This is a genomic window from Erysipelothrix aquatica (assembly GCF_009828775.2).
GTDB lineage: Bacteria > Bacillota_I > Bacilli_A > Erysipelotrichales > Erysipelotrichaceae > Erysipelothrix > Erysipelothrix aquatica.
In genome coordinates this window covers 1-3,795 of sequence record NZ_WTSY02000063.1, presented here as the reverse complement: position 1 = coordinate 3,795, position 3,795 = coordinate 1, and the positions used below count along the sequence as shown (strand labels likewise).

General features: G+C 32.4%; 3 protein-coding genes. All 3 read right to left on the bottom strand.

From position 1 onward, the window contains the following. Nucleotides 1-1,833, bottom strand: a 1,833-nt coding sequence (locus GVV20_RS10310) for an AIPR family protein (RefSeq protein ID WP_250690204.1), incomplete at its 3' end; no start/stop codon positions are given. Between the two features lie 1,298 nt (nucleotides 1,834-3,131). Beyond that, nucleotides 3,132-3,422: a helix-turn-helix domain-containing protein gene (locus GVV20_RS10305; RefSeq protein ID WP_159740574.1), complete on the bottom strand. Its 291-nt coding sequence runs from the start codon at nucleotides 3,420-3,422 to the stop codon at nucleotides 3,132-3,134. Nucleotides 3,423-3,514: 92 nt separating this feature from the next. Beyond that, a partial coding sequence (locus GVV20_RS10300) for a type II toxin-antitoxin system RelE/ParE family toxin (RefSeq protein ID WP_250690203.1) occupies nucleotides 3,515-3,795 on the bottom strand: 281 nt, incomplete at its 5' end.

Here is a 3,795-nt window from a genome sequence, read left to right as displayed (position 1 = left end):
ATTTATATCAGTATAATTTTTGTCTTCGATTACCATCTCAACCTTTGGAATATTGGCTAAATCGTAATTCATACCCGTAAGTTCATAGATACTTAGTATTGGTTTTCGCATTGTTACAGATTCCAGAGCTACTATATTATACTCTGTTGCTATTTTTTCTAAGATAATGTCTATTTGGTGTTTAGATATTTTCTTCTCCTTCATTAGCTTCCCTGTACTAGCTAATTCATCGATCGAATCTGCAATCTTCATAATGATATCAGAATCAATTGGGTTGATCGCTAAATCACATATATCGGACATCTTATACTTAAATGTCCCTTTATACAATGATACATAGAGTAAAGGAAAAATTCCTATGAAATTATTAGTTTTCAATTGTTGTCCGTTTTCCTTATTTAGTCCAAAGAGATTAAGTGTGTCCCTCACGTTTAACCTTAACAACTCCGTCTCGATGCTTTTGCACAATTCTACAGCATGATAAATATGCTCAAGTGATATATCACTATCGAATATAACTCTATAGGCATAATCATCATTCATGAACTTCTGTTTTAATCTCGACGAGACGTATGGCTGCTTTTTAATGAGCGCACAAATTACTCTTGCAGTGTAAAGAGGATTCACTATTCTTTTTCTATCTTTGCCAAGATTCAAATAGTATTTATTACGTCTTTCGTAGTAGAGACCTTTTGGTTCGAAGTATTCATCGATTGCAATTTGAAAGGAATCATTCGCGCGAAGAGAGTAGGGTTGGACAAGGCTCTGATTATTGGTTGAGATAATTATTTTATTTCTATCTATACTGTTTGTTTCAGAAATTAATTTAATCATAATTTTTCTATCATCTCTTGTTACCGAATCTTTACTTTTGAAATAATTAAAAATTGCATGGGTTGTCTGTAAACCGTTAACGATTTTTGCATTCTCTAATTGGAAATTGTCACTCATTTGATGAACATGGTCAGCAATTATAGTTATTCCATTATTTAAGTTCCAGAAATCAACATCGAGTTCGTTCTCAAGTGATTCCGTGATTCCAAGATTCACCCGATTCTCTCCCAAAAAGTCTCTCACATTTTCTTCAAATAGATATCTCTTAATTCGACCTTCCTTATCGGAAATAAAATCAAAATAGTGATCTAGATTTGTCAGTACTAGGAAACTATCTTTTTCTCTGAGGTAGGATGAATACTTGAGGTTTGATGTTTTGTAGTTTTTTCTCAACATTGTCAGGAGTTCTTTGGCGCCAACAAAAGTGAATGTCACATCACTATCTCTGATTAGTTCTCTAGTAATCCCTACGATTGACTCTGATTTGCTCTTAATGTTATAACCCACATTTTTAACATCACCACGAGAAATATAGGCGAACTGTACACTGAATCTCGACCTGTTTGCTGGATCGTGAAATAGAACACTTTTCAATTCGTTTCTTTTCTTGAGAATCCGGGTATTAAAGGTGCTTTTTAAATTTTCATCGGAAATACTAAAATCTAAGAGTTCGGTGATACTAGAGTGCACTGATTCTAAAGGATGGAGTTCAAATGTGTCTGCATGTTTAGCAGTAAATATTACTACATCAATACTAATATCTCTCTTAGGCATAATATTACTATTAAATGGATTTCCATTAATGAAGATGTAAATTCCGTCTATTCCACCATCATCAGCTCCATCTGTCACCCCTTTCTCGACTTCAGCCTCGGTTAAATCAAAAGATTTTAAAAACTGTTGGAATGCAATAAACTCAAAAAGATCACCTTTGCTTTTCCCAGATTCATTTTTTTGTTTTTTTTTTATTTCATCAATCAGCAATGTATCATTATTCATATCTTTCTCCTTATTTTTCGATCTAGCAACGATAACAAAATAAGTTTACCATATCTGCAGATGTATTTGAGATTGTTTCACAAAGACTATTTATTTAGATCAGGCAACTTTTTATGTGAGATAGTATGAAAATGAAGATTGGGAAGAAAGTTCAAGACAATACATTTTTGTATACTGAAACAACATAAAATGGATTGATTAGATCCATTTACTAGAATAATCACTTTTACACAATATTCTGCCTTGACTCTCTATTTTTATTAGTCTGATAATCTAAGATTCAACAAATTTTCGAAACTTGACATTTTCCTCAATGGCTTGCAAAATTTTGAAGACAATCACTTTTCTCACGAATTATCTTGTTCTTATCATATCCGTTTGAACTTCTTGAAAAATTAAGATAGTGACACATTGCTGAAATTGAGTACTTATGCAAGTTGTTACGGATAATTTTTATTTTTAGTGCCCATTCTATAGGGACAGTTTATTTGGTACTAAATATTGTTTGATTTTCCTGAAAATTTTCCGCACCCTTAATCGATGGTATTTCACATGTCTCTAGACAGTTCTTAATGTACTCTAATTTATTGATAAAAAAGATATTTGCCTATTTTCTCCAACAAACCACTGATTATCTTCATTTCTCATCAACCTCGAATTGTAAATGAATTTTTCAAATTGATCTTCATACTCTTCTTTATTGAAACGCTCTAAAATCATGTAATCCTCAACATCAATCGTGTATTTAAGATATAAAACGGAAAGAATAAGAAAATACCCATGGTAATTTACTGGAGTCAGATTGGAAAACACATTTTTTTCTCCAACTATAGTTATTACTTCGTTTATTTATTCTATTAGACTTTCAAGAAACTTTGTTTTCGTAAAAGACAGCTCCTGTTCACTACCATATAAATTAATTCTTCCTATATATATCAAAAGCATCTAAGGAAGAGCGGGTCTTCTAAAGCGTAGCCAATTCAAACTACTTCTCTCATCTAAATTTTACATCATTAACCATTCCACGTTGTATGTCTATATTTATACTCTCAATCAATGTTTTGTAAATCATATTACCCTCCCGATTTTGATGCACTATTATAATACACATTATTATTTCTTGATTCAAAAAGATATAATTGTGTTATCGGAGGAAAATCAGTATGTAAAATTATTACCACCATGGATCTGGGGCTAACATTCAAGTGGATGAAAATGGCAAAAAAACTATTAAGGAAGTACACGAATAAACATTAAGAGCCATTAAGGCTAAGGAGAAAAAAAGAGGTTTCCCTCTTTTAGTCATTTATGAGATTCCATCCTAGTTTAAGACCCATTACTTCTCCTAATTTTGAGAGTGTATAGACTGTAGGGTTTCCATTCCCCGTTTCTATTTTACTAATCTCAGACTGAGCAATCCCTGTCTGTACTGACATATCACGCTGTGTAAGTCCTTGTGCTTTTCTGTATTTTTGAAGCTCGATTGCAAGTGTGACTTCTTTATCAATTTTGTCATACTCTTTTGCAAAATCGGCATCCTTCATTGCTCTTAATTTCATTCTTTCTGTTGCCGTTAATTTCTTCGTCATATATTTGCCTTCTCTCTATTTCTTTTAATATCTACACCAGTTAATTACTTTTCTTTTTTAAGGGTAGTTTATATTTATAAGGACTTTAGAATTTATTCAAATCTTCTTCTTGCTTTTTGTTTTTCTTTCTCAGGTGTTCTCTGGGTTTTCTTTGCGAATCCATGAGATACAACAATTACATCTCTTGCCTTTTCATCGTATTTGAAGAGGACTCTGTAGGAATCATTAGCATGTCTGATACGCATTTCATAGATTTCACCATCAACATGTTTGGTATCTACATATTCGAGACCGTCGCCTTCAACCGTTTCGAGTGTACGAATTACTTTCGCAAAAAGTATCTTATTGCGTTTACTGAGTTCTGTGTAAAACG